The sequence below is a fragment of the Pantoea sp. X-Soil-TKNS-1211 genome, from assembly GCF_059730495.1.
Genome location: NZ_AP035953.1, coordinates 593467 through 610775 on the forward strand (window position 1 = coordinate 593467; position 17309 = coordinate 610775).

Sequence of the window (17309 nt, forward strand, 5' to 3'; positions counted from 1 at the left end):
AACCAATCCTGACCCGGAACGCTTTCCGGGTCAGGATTCTTTTGCTTGTGAAATGAGGTAACGCGCCGCAGAAGCTGTTTTCTGCTGTCACCAGTCAGGATGACGCCGTTAACCAGGAAAGATGACGAGGAGCCAAAATGAATCAGATTCCGATGACGTTGAAAGGCGCTGAAAAGCTGCGCGAAGAGCTGAACGAACTGAAAACCGTTAAGCGTCCGCGCATCATCGCCTCTATCGCCGAAGCCCGTGAGCATGGCGATTTGAAAGAGAATGCCGAATATCATGCTGCCCGCGAAGAACAGGGGTTCTGCGAGGGTCGCATCCAGGAGATCGAAGCTAAGCTCTCCAATGCACAAGTTATTGATATTACTAAAATGCCGAAAACCGGCCGCGTCATTTTTGGTTCTACCGTGCGGGTTTTGAACCTTGATACTGACGAAGAATCGACCTACCGCATCGTGGGTGATGATGAAGCCGATTTTAAACAAAATCTGATTTCAGTGAACTCGCCGATGGCGCGTGGTCTGGTTGGAAAAGAGGCAGATGACGTCGCGATCATCAAAACCCCAGGTGGCGATGTGGAATATGAGATCCTGAAGGTGGAATACCTTTAAGATATTGCTACGCTTTGAAATGCGTTGCTGCATATTGTAAAGAAAGGAAAAAGGCCGCATAGCGGCCTTTTATCCCATGCAGGAGCATGGCACCTTCTTTGCCCGCCTTACGAGCGAGGCAGAGAAATTTTGCTCTCTTTTGCAGGGCGATACAGCACCAGCGTTTTGCCGATGACCTGTACGTTGCAAGCTTTAGTTTCACGCACGATCGCGTCAACGATCAGCAGCTTAGTTTCACGATCTTCCGAGGCAATTTTTACCTTGATCAATTCGTGATGTTCGAGCGCCTGTTCGATTTCGGCGAGCACGCCTTCTGTCAGGCCATTTCCGCCCAGCATAACAACGGCTTTAAGCGGATGGGCAAGGCCTTTCAGGTGCTGTTTTTGTTTGGTACTCAGATTCATCGTATTTTTTTGCTTACTTAGGGATTGAAAACGGTTCATTCTACCGCCATCTCGGGTATATCGCCAAATCAACGCAACCAATGCGTGCTGATTTATCGCTACGATGACGATTTAACTGGAAAAATTATGACGGGTAAAAAGCGTTCGGCCAGTTCCAGTCGCTGGCTTCAGGAACACTTTAGCGATAAATATGTGCAACAGGCACAGAAAAAAGGGTTGCGTTCGCGCGCCTGGTTTAAACTTGAGGAAATACAGCAGGGTGACAAGCTTTTCAAACCCGGTATGACAGTGGTAGATCTGGGCGCTGCACCCGGTGGCTGGTCGCAATATGTGGTACAACTGATTGGCTCATCTGGCCGTATTATTGCCTGTGACCTGCTGCCCATGGACCCGATTGTCGGTGTTGATTTTCTGCAAGGCGATTTTCGTGACGAAGCAGTACTGAAGACGCTATTGGAACGCGTTGGTGACGAAAAAGTGCAGGTGGTCATGTCGGACATGGCGCCGAACATGAGTGGTACACCGGCGGTTGATATTCCACGTTCCATGTATTTGGTAGAGTTAGCGTTGGAAATGTGTCGGGATATTCTGGCGCCAGGCGGCAGTTTTGTAGTGAAAGTGTTTCAGGGAGATGGCTTCGATGAATACCTGCGGGAAATTCGCTCCCTGTTTACGAAAGTGAAAATTCGTAAGCCGGATGCTTCGCGTTCACGTTCGCGCGAAGTGTACATTGTGGCGACAGGGCGCAAACTATAACCTGTTCTGCCGGGATCAAAGCAAGGCGACCAATGCGTTTACACCGATGAGTATTCTGACTTTCAGGGTAAACAAGCAAAATCATCAGCGCCGCGATTCCAGATATGCAGGATATATAGTACCCTACGCTGTCTGTTAACACCGTTGTAATATGAGGTTAATCCCTTGAGTGACATGGCGAAAAACCTGATTCTCTGGCTAGTCATCGCGGTTGTGCTGATGTCGGTATTCCAGAGCTTTGGGCCCAGCGAGTCGAATGGCCGTAGGGTTGATTATTCAACCTTCCTGTCGGAAGTGAACCAGGATCAGGTCCGCGAGGCACGTATTAACGGGCGTGAGATTAACGTTACCAAAAAAGACAGTAATAAATACACGACCTATATTCCTGTCAACGATCCCAAGTTACTCGATAACCTGTTGACCAAAAACGTCAAAGTGGTTGGCGAACCGCCGGAAGAACCGAGCCTGTTGGCCTCGATCTTTATCTCCTGGTTCCCGATGCTGCTGTTGATTGGCGTGTGGATCTTCTTTATGCGTCAGATGCAAGGCGGCGGCGGGAAGGGCGCGATGTCCTTCGGCAAGAGCAAGGCCCGCATGCTGACCGAAGATCAGATCAAAACCACTTTTGCTGATGTGGCCGGTTGTGACGAGGCCAAAGAGGAAGTGGGTGAGCTGGTCGAGTATCTGCGCGAACCGAGTCGCTTCCAGAAACTGGGTGGTAAAATCCCGAAAGGCGTTTTGATGGTGGGTCCTCCGGGGACCGGTAAAACGCTGCTGGCAAAAGCGATTGCCGGTGAAGCCAAAGTGCCTTTCTTTACCATTTCCGGTTCTGACTTCGTTGAAATGTTCGTCGGTGTCGGTGCATCTCGTGTGCGCGACATGTTCGAGCAAGCGAAAAAAGCCGCACCTTGCATCATCTTCATCGATGAAATCGATGCGGTGGGTCGTCAGCGTGGCGCAGGTTTAGGCGGTGGTCACGACGAACGTGAACAGACGCTGAACCAGATGCTGGTTGAGATGGACGGCTTTGAAGGTAACGAAGGTATTATCGTTATCGCGGCCACTAACCGTCCTGACGTGCTTGACCCGGCGCTGCTGCGTCCAGGCCGTTTCGACCGCCAGGTGGTCGTCGGTTTGCCTGACGTACGTGGTCGTGAGCAGATCCTGAAAGTGCATATGCGTCGTGTGCCGCTGGCAACCGATATTGATGCTGGCATCATCGCACGTGGTACACCCGGCTTCTCCGGTGCTGACCTCGCGAACCTGGTAAACGAAGCTGCATTGTTTGCTGCCCGCTCTAACAAGCGCGTGGTATCGATGGTCGAATTCGAGAAAGCGAAAGACAAAATCATGATGGGTGCGGAACGTCGCTCTATGGTGATGACGGAAGCGCAAAAAGAATCGACCGCCTATCACGAAGCAGGCCACGCGATTATTGGTCGTCTGGTGCCGGAACACGATCCGGTGCATAAAGTGACGATTATCCCGCGCGGTCGTGCCCTGGGTGTGACCTTCTTCCTGCCGGAAGGCGATGCGATCAGCGCCAGTCGTCAAAAACTGGAAAGCCAGATCTCTACGCTGTACGGTGGCCGTCTGGCTGAAGAGATCATCTACGGTGTTGAGCATGTATCAACCGGTGCATCTAACGACATCAAAGTCGCCACTAACCTGGCGCGTAACATGGTGACCCAATGGGGCTTCTCTGAAAAACTCGGTCCACTGCTGTATGCAGAGGAAGAGGGAGAAGTGTTCCTCGGACGTTCTGTGGCAAAAGCCAAGCATATGTCTGATGAAACGGCGCGTATCATCGACCAGGAAGTTAAACACCTGATCGACAGCAACTATCAACGTGCCCGCCGTATTTTGGGTGAAAACATGGACATCCTTCACGCGATGAAAGACGCGCTGATGAAGTATGAAACCATTGATGCACCGCAGATTGATGATCTGATGGCGCGCCGCGAAGTGCGTCCGCCAGCTGGCTGGGAAGATCCTGGCAGCAACTCTTCTGATAACAACGGTACGCCGAAGGCGCCACGTCCGGTTGATGAACCGCGTACGCCAAACCCAGGCAACACCATGTCAGAACAGCTCGACAAATAAGAGGCGCAAACCTCGACAAAAACCCCGGCCGGTCCGGGGTTTTTTACATCCTGCAGTTACGCAATTCCTCAAGGAGGCTCTCGCCATGAAGTTGTACGCCCGTGATACCCATCTCGATCTCTCATTTCCCCATGTGATGGGCATTTTGAATGTCACGCCGGACTCCTTCTCCGATGGCGGAAAGCATAATGCGTTGGTGGATGCGCTGACCCACACCAATGAGATGGTCAATGCGGGGGCGACCATTATTGACGTGGGGGGCGAATCGACGCGCCCGGGAGCCGATGAGGTCAGCGTTGAAGAAGAACTGGAACGCGTTATCCCGGTGGTGGAAGCCATTGCGCAGCGTTTCGAGGTGTGGATTTCAGTCGATACCTCAAAAGCTGAAGTAATTCGCGAATCCGCGCGAGTGGGCGCTCACATCATTAACGACATTCGCTCGCTGTCAGAACCCGGCGCGTTGCAGGCAGCGGCAGATACCGGGTTACCGGTGTGCCTGATGCATATGCAGGGTGAGCCGCGCACCATGCAGCAGGCACCGCAATATCAAAACATCGTCAGCGAAGTGGACACTTACTTCACCGAACAGATCGCACGTTGTGTTGCGGCAGGCATCAAAAAAGAGAATCTGCTACTCGACCCCGGCTTTGGTTTCGGTAAGAATCTCAGCCACAACTATGAGCTGCTGGCTGAACTGAGCCATTTTCACCATTTCGGCTTGCCGTTACTGGTGGGGATGTCGCGTAAGTCGATGATTGGCCAACTGCTGAATGTCGGCCCGGCGCAGCGCCTGACTGGCAGCCTGACGTGTGCGGTGATTGCCGCCATGCAGGGCGCACACATTATTCGCGTGCATGACGTGAAAGAAACTGTTGAAGCGATGCGTGTGGTCGAAGCGACACGCAGAGCAAAAGGATAAAAAAGGCATGAGTGATCGTAAATATTTCGGTACGGATGGGATTCGCGGCAAAGTGGGTGAAGCACCAATTACCCCGGATTTCGTTCTTAAGCTGGGCTGGGCGGCAGGTAAAGTGCTGGCCCGTCACGGTTCTAAAAAGGTGTTGATCGGCAAAGATACGCGTATTTCTGGCTATATGCTGGAATCAGCACTGGAGGCCGGTTTGGCAGCGGCGGGCCTTTCTGCGGCGTTTACCGGCCCGATGCCGACCCCGGCGATTGCCTATTTGACACGTACCTTCCGCGCCGAAGCCGGTATCGTGATTTCCGCTTCCCATAACCCGTTCGACGATAACGGCATCAAATTTTTCTCTGCGGAAGGCACCAAATTGCCTGACGAAGTCGAAGAAGCGATTGAGCTGGAGATGGAAAAACCGATCACTTGTGTTGAGTCAGCGGAATTGGGGCGTGCCAGTCGTATTGTCGATGCGGCCGGGCGTTACATCGAATTCTGCAAAGGGACTTTTCCCAGCGAGCTGAGCCTGAACGGTTTAAAAATCGTGGTGGATTGCGCTAACGGTGCGACTTATCACATCGCACCCAATGTGCTGCGCGAACTCGGCGCGACGGTGATTGCCATCGCAACTCAGCCTGACGGCATGAACATCAATAAAAATTGCGGCGCAACCGATCTGAAAATGTTGCAGCAACGCGTGCTGGATGAGAAGGCTGACATTGGCCTGGCTTACGATGGTGACGGCGACCGCATCATGATGGTTGACCATTTAGGCGCGAAGGTGGATGGCGACCAGATCCTCTACATCATTGCACGTGAAGGTTTACGTCAGGGACAGCTGCGCGGTGGCGTAGTGGGGACGCTGATGAGCAACATGGGTCTCGAACTGGCGCTGAAGCAATTGGGGATCCCGTTTGTGCGTGCCAAAGTCGGCGACCGATACGTGTTGGAGAAAATGCAGGAGAAGGGCTGGCGTTTGGGGGCGGAAAACTCCGGTCATGTCATTCTTCTGGACAAAACCACCACCGGTGATGGCATCGTTGCAAGTTTGCAAGTACTTACTGCGATGGTGCAAAACCATATGAGCCTGCACGATTTGTGTAGTGGTATGAAGATGTTGCCTCAGGTGCTGGTGAATGTTCGCTTCAGCGGTAGCAACGATCCTTTGCAGAGCGATGCCGTCAAAGCGGCCAGCGCAGAAGTGGAAAAAACGCTGGCGGGTCGTGGCCGTGTCCTGTTACGCAAATCCGGCACCGAGCCGCTGATTCGTGTGATGGTGGAAGGCGAAGATGAAGCGCAGGTAACGGCGTTGGCGCATAAAATTGCCGACGCAGTGAAGGCGGTTTAAGCCCGCAACAGGCGGTAAGATTTTTCTCTTTCCGCCTGTAAAATCACCATGATGGCGATTTTTTCTGCAATTGGTGAGGCTGGTGAAAATTGCGCTTGCAGAGCCATGTGCCTTTGGTTAGTATTCACACCCGCTTCTGATGGGTGATGACGAGACTCCCCATCGATACTGGTTGAAGCTTTAACTGTGCGGTTTACGCGCAAGGAAACAGGTTGATTATGTACGAAGCTCTTTTAGTTGTTTTCCTTATTGTGGCACTGGGCCTTGTCGGTCTGATCATGCTGCAGCAAGGTAAAGGCGCTGATATGGGAGCATCATTTGGTGCAGGCGCTTCTGCAACGCTGTTCGGTTCTACCGGGTCTGGTAACTTCATGACTCGCATGACCGCAGTGCTGGCGACGCTGTTCTTCATCATCAGCCTGATTCTGGGTAACCTGAACACGAATAAAACTTCCAAAGGAAGCGAGTGGGAAAATCTGACTGCGCCGGCTAAATCTGAACAGACTCAGCCAGCAAAACCGGCAACCCCGGGTAACGATATCCCGCAGTAAGATCGTCAGCTTGCAGTGCGACATATTATCGTCGCTGTCAGTGAAGTGCCGAGGTGGTGGAATTGGTAGACACGCTACCTTGAGGTGGTAGTGCCCGATTGGGCTTACGGGTTCAAGTCCCGTCCTCGGTACCAAATCTCAGTATGACTTGCAATTTTTGCATGTTCGGCGTAACATTCGCCACGTTTTCGGACGCGGGGTGGAGCAGCCTGGTAGCTCGTCGGGCTCATAACCCGAAGGTCGTCGGTTCAAATCCGGCCCCCGCAACCACTTTCCCTTAGAGTTCTTTTTCAAATATACTGTATGCATCGACGGACGCATTCGCAGTGAGTTTTGAAAAAAATTCTTCTGGATTGTGCTCCGAGCCGCATCGCGGCATACAGGGTCCAGTCACAAAAAGCCCCGATTTTTCGGGGTTTTTTGTTATCAGGAAATCGCAACACTGGGCTATTAGGCCCTTTTTTTATGTCTTGGGGGTGGGCTTGTCCACATTAGAGCAAAAATTGACAGAGTTGATCTCTGCTCCGGTAGAAGCGCTTGGCTACGAATTGGTCGGTATCGAATTCATTCGTGGTCGCACATCAACCTTGCGCATCTATATTGATAGTGAAGAGGGTATCAATGTTGATGATTGCGCCGATGTCAGCCACCAGGTCAGCGCGGTAATGGATGTGGAAGATCCCATCACCGTGGCTTATAACCTTGAAGTTTCCTCACCGGGTCTCGACCGTCCTCTTTTTACTGCTGAACACTACGCGCGTTTTGCCGGTGAAGAGGTGGGTCTGGTCCTGCGTATGGCCGTGCAGAACCGCCGCAAATGGCAGGGCATCATCAAGTCAGTTGAAGGCGAGATGATCACGGTAACCGTTGAGGGTAAGGATGAAGTGTTCGCGCTGAGCAACATTCAGAAAGCGAACCTGGTCCCCCACTTTTAAAAGTCCGGATTGAGGCTAACCAGGATGAACAAAGAGATCTTAGCTGTAGTAGAAGCCGTTTCTAACGAAAAAGCCCTGCCGCGTGAGAAAATCTTCGAAGCGCTGGAGAGCGCTTTGGCCACTGCGACCAAAAAGAAGTATGAGCAGGAAATCGACGTGCGTGTCAGCATTGACCGCCGTAGTGGCGATTTCGATACTTTCCGTCGCTGGCTGATTGTTGATGAAGTGACGCAGCCGACTCGTGAGATCACGCTGGAAGCAGCCCGCTTCGAAGATGAAGCATTCAATCTGGGCGAGTTTGTTGAAGATCAGATTGAATCGGTCACCTTTGACCGTATCACCACCCAGACGGCGAAGCAGGTTATCGTGCAGAAAGTGCGCGAAGCTGAGCGCGCGATGGTGGTCGATCAGTTCCGCGAGCAGGAAGGCGACATCATCACTGGCGTGGTGAAGAAAGTGAACCGCGACAACATCACGCTGGACCTCGGCAGCAATGCCGAAGCTGTCATCGTGCGTGAAGATATGCTGCCACGTGAAAACTTCCGCCCTGGCGACCGTATTCGCGGTGTGCTGTATGCCGTCCGTCCCGAAGCGCGAGGTGCGCAGCTGTTCGTGACCCGCTCTAAGCCGGAAATGCTGATCGAACTGTTCCGCATTGAAGTACCGGAAATTGGCGAAGAAGTTATCGAGATCAAAGCGGCAGCGCGTGATCCCGGTTCTCGCGCTAAAATCGCGGTGAAAACCAATGACAAACGTATCGATCCAGTGGGTGCTTGCGTAGGTATGCGTGGTGCTCGCGTGCAGGCTGTCTCCAGCGAGCTGGGTGGCGAGCGTATCGATATCGTGCTGTGGGACGACAACCCGGCACAGTTCGTCATCAACGCTATGGCTCCGGCTGATGTAGCGTCAATTGTGGTGGATGAAGACAATCACACCATGGATATCGCTGTTGAAGCTGGCAATCTGGCTCAGGCGATCGGCCGTAACGGCCAAAACGTACGTCTGGCTTCCCAACTGAGCGGTTGGGAACTGAACGTAATGACCGTCGATGATCTGCAGGCGAAGCATCAGGCTGAAGCCCACGCGGCCATTGATATGTTCACCAAACATCTCGACATCGACGAAGAGTTTGCCACCACTCTGGTGGAAGAGGGCTTCTCTTCTCTTGAAGAACTGGCATATGTACCGATCAACGAGTTGTTGGAAATTGACGGCCTTGATGAAGATACGGTAGAAGCCCTGCGTGAACGAGCAAAAAATGCGTTAACTACCCTGGCACTGGCGAAAGAAGAGAGCCGTGGCAATCAGGAACCTGCTGAGGATCTTCTGAATCTCGAGGGGCTGGATCGTGCGCTGGCTTACCGTCTGGCAGCGATTGGCGTTTGCACGCTGGAAGATCTTGCCGAGCAAGGTGTCGACGATCTGACAGATATCGAAGGGCTGGATGATGAGAAAGCCGGCGCGCTGATCATGGCCGCGCGTAATATCTGCTGGTTCGGCGATGACGCATAATTACAGGAAGGAACAGCATGACAGATGTAACCGTAAAATCGCTGGCCGCCGAAATTCAGACTCCGGTAGATCGCCTGGTACAGCAATTTGCTGATGCGGGGATCCGTAAGTCTGAGAATGACGCGGTGACCCAGCAAGAGAAAGAGACCTTATTGTCCCACCTGAATCGTGAACATGGTCAGGCCGGTTCAGGTAAACTGACGCTGCAACGTAAAACTCGCAGCACCTTGAATATTCCTGGCACCGGGGGTAAAAGTAAGTCGGTGCAAATCGAAGTCCGCAAAAAGCGCACCTATGTGAAGGGTGATGCAGAAGCCGAAGCGCAGGCTCAGGCTGAAGCCGAAGCCGAGGCGCAGCGTGAAGCGGAAGAGAAGGCGCGTCGCGAGGCGGAAGAACAAGCCCGTCGCGAGGCTGAACAAAAAGCGCAACGTGAAGCCGAAGAAAAAGCCAAGCGCGAAGCCGCTGACAAGGCGAAGCGTGAAGCAGCGGAAAATGACAAAGTGACTAATCAACCTACCGACGAACTAACCAAAGCCGCGCATTCTGACAAGGCCCGTCGTGAAGCAGAAGCCGCAGAACTGAAGCGTAAAGCCGAAGAAGAAGCGCGCCGTAAGCTGGAAGAAAGCGCACGCCGTGTGGCTGAAGAAGCCCGCCGTCTGGCTGAAGAGAAATCAGCTGAATGGGAAAAACCTGAAGAAGAGGATAAAGGCGACTATCACGTCACCACCTCGACGCATGCACGTCAGGCTGAAGACGAAAACGATCGCGAAGTCGAAGGCGGTCGTGGTCGTGGCCGCACCACTAAAGCTGCGCGTCCTGCCAAGAAAGGCAACAAGCATTCTGAAGCTAAAACTGACCGTGAAGAAGCGCGTGCCGCGATTCGTGGTGGTAAAGGTGGTAAGCATCGCAAACCTAGCTCCCTACAGCAGGGCTTTAATAAGCCAGCTCAGGCAGTGAACCGCGATGTTATCATCGGTGAAACCATCACTGTTTCAGAATTGGCTAACAAAATGGCCGTTAAAGGTTCTCTGGTCATCAAAGCCATGATGAAGATGGGCGCTATGGCGACCATTAACCAGGTTATCGATCAGGAAACCGCTCAGCTGGTTGCGGAAGAAATGGGTCACAAAGTGATCCTGCGCCGTGAGAATGAGCTGGAAGAAGCGGTAATGGACGATCGTGATACCGATGCTGCGCAGGAAAGCCGCGCGCCGGTCGTGACCATCATGGGTCACGTTGACCACGGTAAAACGTCGCTGCTGGACTACATCCGCTCCACCAAAGTCGCCTCAGGCGAAGCGGGCGGCATTACCCAGCATATCGGTGCTTACCACGTTGAAACCGAAAATGGCATGATCACCTTCCTGGATACCCCGGGCCACGCCGCGTTTACCGCGATGCGTGCACGTGGTGCGCAGGCAACGGATATCGTTATCCTGGTGGTTGCTGCGGATGATGGCGTAATGCCTCAGACCATCGAAGCTATCCAGCACGCGAAAGCGGCCGGTGTGCCGGTTGTGGTTGCAGTGAACAAGATCGACAAACCAGAAGCCGATCCGGATCGCGTTAAGAACGAGCTGACTCAGTACGGAATCATCCCGGAAGAGTGGGGCGGCGAGAACATGTTCGTCAACGTTTCTGCGAAAGCCGGTACCGGTATTGATGACCTGCTGAACGCCATTCTGCTGCAAGCAGAAGTTCTGGAACTGACCGCGATTCGTGAAGGTATGGCAAGCGGCGTGGTGATTGAATCGTTCCTCGACAAAGGTCGTGGTCCGGTCGCTACTGTTCTGGTACGTGAAGGTACGCTGAATAAAGGCGACATCGTGCTGTGCGGCTTCGAATATGGCCGTGTGCGTGCGATGCGTGACGAGCTGGGCCGTGAAGTATTGGCTGCCGGTCCATCTATTCCGGTCGAAATCCTCGGCTTGTCCGGTGTTCCGGCTGCGGGTGATGAAGCCACCGTGGTTCGTGACGAGAAGAAAGCGCGTGAAGTCGCACTCTATCGTCAGGGTAAATTCCGCGAAGTGAAACTGGCGCGTCAGCAGAAATCTAAGCTGGAAAACATGTTTGCCAACATGACCGAAGGCGAAGTGTCCGAGCTGAACATCGTACTGAAGTCCGACGTACAGGGTTCTGTGGAAGCGATCTCCGATTCCCTGCTGAAACTCTCCACCGACGAAGTGAAGGTGAAGATTATCGGTTCGGGCGTGGGTGGTATCACCGAAACCGACGCCACGCTGGCAGCGGCTTCCAACGCGATTATCCTTGGCTTCAACGTGCGTGCCGATGCGTCTGCACGTCGTGTGATCGAAGCGGAAAGCGTGGATCTGCGTTACTACTCCGTCATCTATAACCTGATCGACGAAGTAAAAGCAGCGATGAGCGGTATGTTGGCTCCGGAATACAAGCAGCAGATCATCGGTCTGGCTGAAGTTCGTGACGTGTTCAAGTCACCGAAATTCGGCGCGATCGCGGGCTGTATGGTTACTGAAGGCAACATCAAGCGTCACAACCCGATCCGCGTTCTGCGCGACAACGTTGTTATCTACGAAGGCGAGCTGGAATCCCTGCGTCGCTTTAAAGACGATGTCAACGAAGTGCGTAACGGCATGGAGTGTGGTATCGGCGTGAAGAACTACAATGACGTTCGTGTCGGCGACATGATCGAAGTCTTTGAAGTGATTGAAGTTAAACGCACCATCGATTGATCATCATCTGATGTGTTGCAATTTGGGAGGCCGCTGGCCTCCCGAATTATTTGGGAGAAAGCATAATGGCGAAAGAATTTGGCCGCCCACAGCGCGTTTCACAGGAATTGCAAAAAGAGATCGCAATCATCCTGCAGCGCGAAATCAAAGATCCGCGTCTCGGTATGATGGTGACGGTTTCTGGCGTTGAAGTGTCACGCGATCTGGCTTATGCCAAGGTGTTTGTCACTTTTCTGAATGATAAAGACGAAGAAGCGGTGAAAAACGGTCTGAAGGCGCTGAAAGAGGCTTCAGGTTATATCCGTACTTTAGTCGGTAAAGCGATGCGTCTGCGCATTGTGCCTGAGCTGACCTTCTTCTATGACAACTCGTTGATTGAAGGTATGCGCATGTCAAACCTGGTCACCAACGTTGTCAAAAATGATGCTGAGCGCCGTGGCGATCATGCAGCGGACGACGACAAGGAGGATTGATGAGTCGTCCTCGTCGTCGCGGTCGCGATGTGCATGGTGTATTGCTGTTGGATAAGCATCAGGGTGCGTCTTCCAATGATGTGCTGCAAAAAGTAAAACGCATCTTTAATGCGAATAAAGCGGGCCACACTGGCGCGCTTGATCCGTTGGCAACCGGAATGCTGCCCATCTGTCTGGGTGAGGCCACTAAGTTTTCCCAGTATCTGTTAGATTCGGATAAGCGTTACCGTGTGATTGCCCGACTGGGTGAGCGCACCGATACCTCCGATGCCGACGGCAACGTGGTCGAAACGCGGCCGGTCACTTTTACTCAGGCCGAACTGGATACCGCACTGGAAAGTTTTCGTGGCGATACCCAACAAGTACCGACCATGTTTTCGGCGTTGAAGCATCAGGGACGTCCGTTGTACGAGTATGCGCGTCAGGGGATTACCGTTGAGCGTGAAGCCCGTCCCATCACCGTGTATGAACTGCTGTTTATTCGCTGGGAAGGGGATGAGCTGGAGCTGGAAATTCACTGCTCCAAAGGTACCTATATTCGAACCATCATTGACGATCTTGGTGAGAAACTCGGTTGCGGTGCCCATGTGATCATGCTGCGCCGTTTGCAGGTTTCCCGCTATCCGGCAGAAAAAATGGTGACGCTGGAACAGTTGCAGGCGTTGCTTGAGCAAGCCAATGCGGCAGAAATCGCGCCGGCGGAACTGCTCGATCCGCTGCTGCTGCCGATGGACAGTCCGGCTGAGGATTTCCCGGAAGTGAATTTACCGGATGCGGTTGCGGTTTATTTCAAGCTGGGCCAACCAGTGCAGGCTGCTGATGTACCTGCTTCTGGTTTGGTACGTGTTACCGAAGGCGCAGCGCGCAAATTTATCGGGATGGCGGAGATCGATGCGCAGCAGCGCGTTGCCCCACGCCGTCTGGTGGTTGAATTTCCGCAATAATGCGGTTTGCCCAACGGGGTATTTGCGTTGTCGCTGGGCGAAGAGTAGAATAGCGCGGCTTTAAAAGCGGGCTGCTGAATTAGAGATCGGCACCCATACATTCATTAATAATTGGAGTTCATTATGTCTCTAAGCGTAGAAGCTAAAGCAGAGATCGTTGCCAAATACGGTCGTGGTGCTAACGACAGCGGTTCAACTGAAGTTCAGGTTGCTCTGCTGACTGCTCAGATTAACCACCTGCAGGGTCACTTCTCTGAGCACAAAAAAGACCACCACAGCCGTCGCGGTCTGCTGCGCATGGTATCCCAGCGTCGTAAGCTGCTGGACTACCTGAAGCGTAAAGACGTTGCACGCTACACCAGCCTGATCGAAAACCTGGGTCTGCGTCGCTAAGTCTGAAGAATCTGATCAAGGGTGTAGCGCAGACAGTATGCAAAAAAACGCATCTGACGATCAGATTTGTGCGAGTTTCGCGAAAAGGGGGCCTTTATGGCCCCTTTTTTCGAGCAATCGGCAGCAATCCGGTCCAAACTCATGTATTGTTGCTGAGAGTGATCTTCGCTTGCAGAGGTTCGCGCGGCTAATGAGAGGCTTTACCGCAAGGGCGGTTAAAGGTTGTCATTAGTCGCGAGGATGCAGCTGAAGATCGGTAATCCCCGGCGGGCCTGAGATGGGTCTGCCTCGACGTTAAGGACTTTAATTTTGCTGAACCCGATCGTACGCAAATTCCAATATGGTCAGCATACCGTCACGCTGGAAACTGGCATGATGGCACGCCAGGCCACCGCTGCTGTGATGGTAAGCATGGACGACACCGCGGTTTTCGTAACCGTTGTTGGCCAGAAAAAAGCTAAAGCAGGTCAGGATTTCTTCCCTCTGACTGTTAACTATCAGGAGCGTACTTACGCTGCTGGCCGTATTCCGGGGAGCTTCTTCCGTCGTGAAGGCCGCCCGAGCGAAGGCGAAACCCTGATTGCGCGTCTGATTGACCGCCCGGTTCGTCCGCTGTTCCCGGAAGGTTTCGTTAACGAAGTTCAGGTTATCGCTACCGTTGTGTCTGTTAACCCGCAGGTTAACCCGGACATCGTCGCGATGATCGGTGCCTCTGCGGCACTGTCGTTGTCGGGTATCCCGTTCAACGGCCCGATCGGCGCTGCGCGCGTTGGTTACATCAACGATCAATACGTACTGAACCCGACGGCTGACGAAGTCAAACAGTCTCGTCTGGATCTGGTGGTTGCAGGTACGCAAAACGCCGTGCTGATGGTGGAATCTGAAGCCGACATCCTGACTGAAGATCAGATGCTGGGTGCGGTAGTATTCGGTCACGACCAGCAGCAGGTGGTTATCGAAAACATCAACGCTCTGGTGGCTGAAGCGGGTAAACCGCGTTGGGACTGGCAGGCAGAGCCGGCTAACGATGCGCTGATTGCGCGCGTTGCAGCACTGGCTGAAGCACGTATCAGCGATGCTTACCGCATCACGGATAAGCAGGAACGTTATGCTCAGGTTGGCGTTATCAAAGACGAAACCATTGCTGCGCTGCTGGCTGAAGACGAAACGCTGGATGACGCTGAAATCGGCGACATCGTGCACAGCCTGGAAAAGAACGTAGTACGTACCCGTATTCTGAACGGCGAACCGCGTATCGATGGCCGTGAAAAAGATATGATTCGTGGTCTGGACGTGCGCACTGGCGTGCTGCCGCGTACCCACGGTTCTTCTCTGTTCACCCGTGGTGAAACTCAGGCGCTGGTTGCTGCGACTCTGGGTACTGCTCGTGATGCGCAAAACCTGGACGAGCTGATGGGTGAACGTACCGACAGCTTCCTGTTCCACTACAACTTCCCTCCGTATTCGGTGGGTGAGACCGGTATGGTCGGTTCGCCGAAGCGTCGTGAAATTGGTCACGGTCGTTTGGCGAAACGCGGCGTGCTGGCGGTGATGCCGAAGCAGGAAGATTTCCCGTACACCGTACGTGTGGTATCTGAAATCACCGAATCAAACGGTTCCTCTTCTATGGCTTCCGTGTGTGGCGCTTCTCTGGCGCTGATGGATGCGGGTGTGCCGATCAAAGCTGCCGTCGCCGGTATCGCGATGGGTCTGGTTAAAGAAGACGAAAAATTTGTGGTTCTGTCTGACATCCTGGGTGATGAAGATCACCTCGGCGACATGGACTTCAAAGTGGCCGGTAGCCGTGACGGTATTACCGCGCTGCAGATGGATATCAAAATCGAAGGAATCACCCGCGAGATCATGCAGGTTGCTCTGAACCAGGCTAAGGGTGCGCGTCTGCATATCCTGAGCGTGATGGAACAAGCAATCAGCACACCGCGTCAGGAAATCTCTGAATTCGCACCGCGTATTTACACCATCAAGATCAATTCCGACAAGATCAAAGATGTGATCGGTAAAGGCGGTTCTGTCATCCGTGCGCTGACCGAAGAAACCGGCACCACCATCGAAATCGAAGATGATGGCACCGTGAAGATCGCCGCGACCGATGGTCTGAAAGCGAAAGAAGCTATCCGTCGTATCGAAGAGATCACCGCAGAGATCGAAGTGGGCCGCATTTACACCGGTAAAGTGACTCGTATCGTTGATTTCGGTGCCTTCGTTGCGATTGGCGGCGGCAAAGAAGGTCTGGTACATATCTCTCAAATCGCTGATAAGCGTGTTGAGAAGGTGACTGACTATCTGCAGATGGGCCAGGAAGTTCCGGTTAAAGTGCTGGAAGTGGACCGTCAGGGCCGTGTACGTCTGAGCATCAAAGAAGCGACAGAGCAGAAACCGCAAGCGATCGATACCACCGCTGCGACCGATGCACCTGACGCCGAATAAGCGTTTCCTGATTAGCCTTTCCCTGCATGGCAGGGAAAGGTGTTTGTATACCCTAAATAATTCGAGTTGCAGGAAGGCGGCAAGTGAGTGAATCCTCGGGTGCTTACTCTCGTAAGTGACTGGGGTGAGATAGCGCAGCCAACACACCTGCAATTTGAATGATGAAGGGTATCATCGCGAGGGCGGGAATCCTTGTGCATAGCAGGCGGATGACAGGATGGTTATCCCAATGTTTGTATTCGGGAGTGGGAAATGAAGCCTTTTTTGCGCTGGTGTTTTGTTGCGACAGCTTTGACGCTGGCAGGATGCAGCAACTCCAATTGGCGTAAGAACGAAGTTCTGGCAGTACCTTTGCAGCCCACACTGCAGCAGGAAGTGATTTTGGCGCGAATGGAACAAATTCTTGCCAGTCGCGCCCTGACCGATGATGAACGCGCACAGCTATTATATGAGCGTGGAGTGTTGTATGATAGCTTAGGTCTGAGAGCATTAGCGCGGAACGATTTTTCGCAAGCGCTGTCTATCAGACCGGATATGCCTGAGGTGTTTAACTATCTCGGCATATATTTAACGCAGGCAGGCAATTTTGATGCTGCCTATGAAGCGTTTGATTCTGTACTTGAGCTTGATCCAACTTACAATTATGCGCATTTAAACCGTGGTATCGCCCTCTATTACGGCGGTCGATACAAGTTAGCGCAAGATGATCTGCTGGCGTTTTATCAAGACGATCCTAATGATCCATTCCGCAGCCTGTGGCTCTACCTCGTTGAACGCGAGATGGATGTCGACAAAGCAAAAGTTTCGCTAAAACAGCGTTACGACAAAGCGGTCCGGGATCAATGGGGATGGAATATTGTCGAGTTCTACCTGGGCGACATCAGTGAAAAAACATTGATGGAACGTCTCAAGGCGGACGCAACGGATAACACCTCGCTCGCTGAACATCTCAGTGAAACCAACTTCTATTTAGGTAAGTACTACCTAAGTCTGGGGGAGAAGGACGACGCGAAAGCGTTGTTCAAACTGGCGGTCGCCAACAACGTTAACAACTTTGTTGAACACCGATACGCATTGTTGGAACTGGCGCAACTCGGCCAGGCACAAGACGATTTATCAGAATCTGACCAGCAATAGCTGACGAACTTTTATTGCCCGAATATCCGTAAATTCATCATCTTTCGGGGTGAGGGCTTTTCTGTTC

At 52.8% G+C, this 17309-nt stretch carries 16 protein-coding genes and 2 tRNA genes; 16 read left to right on the forward strand and 2 right to left on the reverse strand.

The window, feature by feature from the left end; all coding sequences use genetic code 11:
• Positions 1-137: 137 nt before the first annotated feature.
• Positions 138-614 (forward strand): transcription elongation factor GreA, encoded by a 477-nt coding sequence (gene greA / locus AC6I8W_RS02645; protein ID WP_497836868.1) that lies wholly within the window; start codon positions 138-140, stop codon positions 612-614.
• A gap of 107 nt (positions 615-721) precedes the next feature.
• Here the strand turns inward: greA and yhbY are convergent, their stop codons facing one another.
• The gene (yhbY, locus tag AC6I8W_RS02650) at positions 722-1018 is read right to left on the reverse strand and encodes a ribosome assembly RNA-binding protein YhbY (RefSeq protein ID WP_480371455.1); all 297 of its coding nucleotides are present in this window, start codon (positions 1016-1018) and stop codon (positions 722-724) included.
• A 126-nt stretch (positions 1019-1144) separates the two neighbouring features.
• Here yhbY and rlmE point away from each other — a divergent pair, with 126 nt between their 5' ends.
• The 4 genes from rlmE (at position 1145) to glmM (ending at position 6138) form a co-directional block, all read left to right on the forward strand.
• Positions 1145-1774, forward strand: a complete 630-nt coding sequence (gene rlmE / locus AC6I8W_RS02655) for a 23S rRNA (uridine(2552)-2'-O)-methyltransferase RlmE (RefSeq protein WP_013507694.1) — start codon at positions 1145-1147, stop codon at positions 1772-1774.
• Between the two features lie 174 nt (positions 1775-1948).
• Entirely contained in the window at positions 1949-3877 is a 1929-nt protein-coding gene (ftsH, locus tag AC6I8W_RS02660; RefSeq protein ID WP_497836869.1) for an ATP-dependent zinc metalloprotease FtsH, read from the forward strand.
• Between the two features lie 85 nt (positions 3878-3962).
• A complete protein-coding gene (gene folP, locus AC6I8W_RS02665; RefSeq protein ID WP_497836870.1) occupies positions 3963-4796 on the forward strand; it encodes a dihydropteroate synthase in 834 nt (277 codons plus the stop codon).
• A gap of 7 nt (positions 4797-4803) precedes the next feature.
• A complete protein-coding gene (gene glmM / locus AC6I8W_RS02670) occupies positions 4804-6138 on the forward strand; it encodes a phosphoglucosamine mutase (protein ID WP_480367868.1) in 1335 nt (444 codons plus the stop codon).
• Here glmM and AC6I8W_RS02675 read toward each other — a convergent pair.
• Positions 6135-6266 (reverse strand): hypothetical protein, encoded by a 132-nt coding sequence (locus tag AC6I8W_RS02675; protein ID WP_497836871.1) that lies wholly within the window; start codon positions 6264-6266, stop codon positions 6135-6137. The two genes, glmM and AC6I8W_RS02675, sit on opposite strands and share 4 nt — an antisense overlap.
• A gap of 90 nt (positions 6267-6356) precedes the next feature.
• Between AC6I8W_RS02675 and secG the strand changes: the two genes are divergently transcribed.
• The 11 genes from secG to nlpI all read left to right on the forward strand — a co-directional run bounded on the left by secG (position 6357) and on the right by nlpI (position 17242).
• Positions 6357-6689: a preprotein translocase subunit SecG gene (secG, locus tag AC6I8W_RS02680; RefSeq protein ID WP_013507698.1), complete on the forward strand. Its 333-nt coding sequence runs from the start codon at positions 6357-6359 to the stop codon at positions 6687-6689.
• A 47-nt stretch (positions 6690-6736) separates the two neighbouring features.
• Positions 6737-6823 (forward strand) — tRNA-Leu (locus AC6I8W_RS02685).
• Between the two features lie 59 nt (positions 6824-6882).
• Positions 6883-6959 (forward strand) — tRNA-Met (locus tag AC6I8W_RS02690).
• A gap of 212 nt (positions 6960-7171) precedes the next feature.
• Entirely contained in the window at positions 7172-7624 is a 453-nt protein-coding gene (gene rimP, locus AC6I8W_RS02695; protein ID WP_041525727.1) for a ribosome maturation factor RimP, read from the forward strand.
• Between the two features lie 24 nt (positions 7625-7648).
• Entirely contained in the window at positions 7649-9136 is a 1488-nt protein-coding gene (nusA, locus tag AC6I8W_RS02700) for a transcription termination factor NusA (RefSeq protein ID WP_497836872.1), read from the forward strand.
• A gap of 17 nt (positions 9137-9153) precedes the next feature.
• Positions 9154-11847, forward strand: a complete 2694-nt coding sequence (gene infB, locus AC6I8W_RS02705) for a translation initiation factor IF-2 (protein ID WP_480367877.1) — start codon at positions 9154-9156, stop codon at positions 11845-11847.
• Between the two features lie 65 nt (positions 11848-11912).
• Positions 11913-12320 carry a 30S ribosome-binding factor RbfA gene (gene rbfA / locus AC6I8W_RS02710; protein WP_480367879.1) on the forward strand — a complete coding sequence of 136 codons (408 nt, stop codon included), beginning with the start codon at positions 11913-11915 and terminating at the stop codon, positions 12318-12320.
• Positions 12320-13264 carry a tRNA pseudouridine(55) synthase TruB gene (truB, locus tag AC6I8W_RS02715; RefSeq protein ID WP_497836873.1) on the forward strand — a complete coding sequence of 315 codons (945 nt, stop codon included), beginning with the start codon at positions 12320-12322 and terminating at the stop codon, positions 13262-13264. The genes rbfA and truB overlap by 1 nt, the downstream gene beginning before the upstream one ends.
• Before the next feature lie 123 nt (positions 13265-13387).
• Entirely contained in the window at positions 13388-13657 is a 270-nt protein-coding gene (gene rpsO / locus AC6I8W_RS02720) for a 30S ribosomal protein S15 (protein ID WP_013507704.1), read from the forward strand.
• A gap of 309 nt (positions 13658-13966) precedes the next feature.
• The gene (pnp, locus tag AC6I8W_RS02725) at positions 13967-16105 is read left to right on the forward strand and encodes a polyribonucleotide nucleotidyltransferase (RefSeq protein WP_497836874.1); all 2139 of its coding nucleotides are present in this window, start codon (positions 13967-13969) and stop codon (positions 16103-16105) included.
• A gap of 252 nt (positions 16106-16357) precedes the next feature.
• Complete coding sequence (gene nlpI / locus AC6I8W_RS02730; RefSeq protein ID WP_021185746.1) at positions 16358-17242, forward strand: lipoprotein NlpI; 885 nt, start codon at positions 16358-16360, stop codon at positions 17240-17242.
• Positions 17243-17309 lie beyond the last annotated feature (67 nt).

Excerpts from the sequence above, each read along its gene's own strand:
- glmM (WP_480367868.1), top strand. The coding sequence starts at position 4,804 with ATGAGTGATCGTAAATATTTCGGTACGGATGGGATTCGCGGCAAAGTG.
- secG (WP_013507698.1), top strand. The coding sequence starts at position 6,357 with ATGTACGAAGCTCTTTTAGTTGTTTTCCTTATTGTGGCACTGGGCCTT.
- ftsH (WP_497836869.1), top strand. The coding sequence starts at position 1,949 with ATGGCGAAAAACCTGATTCTCTGGCTAGTCATCGCGGTTGTGCTGATG.
- folP (WP_497836870.1), top strand. The coding sequence starts at position 3,963 with ATGAAGTTGTACGCCCGTGATACCCATCTCGATCTCTCATTTCCCCAT.
- rpsO (WP_013507704.1), top strand. The coding sequence starts at position 13,388 with ATGTCTCTAAGCGTAGAAGCTAAAGCAGAGATCGTTGCCAAATACGGT.
- nlpI (WP_021185746.1), top strand. The coding sequence starts at position 16,358 with ATGAAGCCTTTTTTGCGCTGGTGTTTTGTTGCGACAGCTTTGACGCTG.
- nusA (WP_497836872.1), top strand. The coding sequence starts at position 7,649 with ATGAACAAAGAGATCTTAGCTGTAGTAGAAGCCGTTTCTAACGAAAAA.
- greA (WP_497836868.1), top strand. The coding sequence starts at position 138 with ATGAATCAGATTCCGATGACGTTGAAAGGCGCTGAAAAGCTGCGCGAA.
- yhbY (WP_480371455.1), bottom strand. The coding sequence starts at position 1,018 with ATGAATCTGAGTACCAAACAAAAACAGCACCTGAAAGGCCTTGCCCAT.
- truB (WP_497836873.1), top strand. The coding sequence starts at position 12,320 with ATGAGTCGTCCTCGTCGTCGCGGTCGCGATGTGCATGGTGTATTGCTG.
- rbfA (WP_480367879.1), top strand. The coding sequence starts at position 11,913 with ATGGCGAAAGAATTTGGCCGCCCACAGCGCGTTTCACAGGAATTGCAA.
- infB (WP_480367877.1), top strand. The coding sequence starts at position 9,154 with ATGACAGATGTAACCGTAAAATCGCTGGCCGCCGAAATTCAGACTCCG.
- rlmE (WP_013507694.1), top strand. The coding sequence starts at position 1,145 with ATGACGGGTAAAAAGCGTTCGGCCAGTTCCAGTCGCTGGCTTCAGGAA.